Annotated in this window: 1 protein-coding gene; it reads right to left on the reverse strand. The window is 69.8% G+C overall.

Annotated elements, in window-relative coordinates; all coding sequences use genetic code 11:
• Positions 1 to 158: 158 nt before the first annotated feature.
• Positions 159 to 1,568, reverse strand: coding sequence for an IS1380 family transposase (locus IZR01_RS49085; protein WP_194927878.1), 1,410 nt, complete (start codon positions 1,566 to 1,568; stop codon positions 159 to 161).
• Positions 1,569 to 1,686 lie beyond the last annotated feature (118 nt).

Genomic DNA, 1,686 nt, shown 5'->3' on the forward strand with positions numbered 1-1,686 from the left:
CCTCCGTCTTTCACCAAGAGCATGATCGGGTCGTCTGATTCAGGGTGCTGATGGTTTCCGGGTGCGGCTGGCGTGTGGGCATGCCGAAGTTCCGGCGCTCGGGCCGGGGTCTCCAGGGTTCCTTCGGGTTTGCGGGCGGTCAGGGGTGTTGCCGCTGGTCAGCAGGTGCGTGGCCGGGGCAGTGCGGTCAGGCGGGCGAAGGCGGCGGCCAGGTCGCGGGCCCAGGGCCAGTGCTCGGCGATCCGCAGCCGAATCTGCCGCTGGCCTCGGGTGATGCGGGCGGCGGTATGCAGCAGTCGGTAGCGCAGCTTCTTCGGCTCGGCCTTGGCCAGTTCGCCGTCCAGCAGCAGCGTCTTCGCCCAGGCGATCAGGTCGATCGCGGTCAGGGCGAGTTCCAGCCAGGCGGCGTTGATCGCAAACTGGCGGGAGGGAAAGTGGCCGAAGCCGGTGTCCTTGCCGGTGCGGATGCGGTCCTCGACGCGGGCGTGAGCCCGGTGCCGGGCGTCCAGCCAGGTCAGGTGCCCGGTTCCGGCGGGGCTGTCAGTGGCGATGAGTTGGTGGCGCATCCCTTCGACGGTGTCGAACAGGTCCAGCTGCGCGCCGGGGTGCGGACGTTCGCGGCGGACGATGAACCGGGTGCCGTCCGGGAAGCGGTCGTCGGGCGGCAGCAGGCCGGTCAGGTCGGCGACCTCGGCGCCGTCGCGCAGTTCGGCGTCGGCGTCGATCGCCGGGTACCAAGCCGTGGCTGGGAGCTTGACGATGGCCTCGCGCACGTCGGCGTCGATTGGCGCCCCGACGGAGAACCGCACGTCGCACCCGGTCTGGCGCAGTGCTCTGAGGTGCGCCAGGAACGCTTTGGTGCAGCCTGCGGTGTCGGTGCGGACCAGGATCGGGGTGCCGTGCCGCGTGTCGTCGGGGATCTGTGTCAGGGCCTGGTCGAGCACGGTGATGTGGTCGACGGCGGTGTTCGACCCGGCGCGGCCCGGCCGCAGGACAGCCGACAGCGCTTCGTCGGTGTTGTCCAGGAAGCAGAACATCGGGTGGTAGCCGAACGTCTTCTTCCAGGTCGGGGTTGCGTCCTGCTTCTCCGAATGGCAGATCACGATGGACGCGTCGATGTCGAGGACCAGCCCGGGTATCTCCCGGCCTGCGGCCTTGGCCTGTGGGAACACGGCTCTCGTGTCAGCGTGCTGCGTCCAGGCGAGCTCCCGCGCCGCCGCGCGGGCTGACCGCAGCCGGGCCAGCGCGTACTCGTCGATGCCGTCCAGCACTCGCCACGCCGTGGCCGGCGAGGCCACCGGGCCGAACAGCTCGGCCTGGTCGCGCAGTACCGCCAGGTCGGAGATCGTCTCGCCGCCGTCGGCGAGCATGACGGCCATGTCGATGGCAACCCGGCCCGGGTCGTGCCCGCCGCCGCGGGTCCGCGACGGCGCCAGCGCCTCAGAGAATGCCTGCTCCAGGCTGGTGGCTTCGGCCAGATCCGCCAGCAGTCGGGCCCCTGCGTGCCCGACCACGCCCTTGCCGTCGGTGGTCACGGACAGCCTCGGACGCGATCTTGTAGTCTTCACCTGGCAAGTGCTCCGGTTCTCTGGACGATCTCGACTTCGCAATCAAGATCATCCCAGGTGGCGGAGCACTTCCTCGTTTCGGGGGTCAGCCTTCGATGTTCTTGGTGAACGCGCGAGG

Origin of the sequence: Catenulispora pinisilvae (assembly GCF_015356865.1) — a bacterium.
GTDB lineage: Bacteria > Actinomycetota > Actinomycetes > Streptomycetales > Catenulisporaceae > Catenulispora > Catenulispora pinisilvae.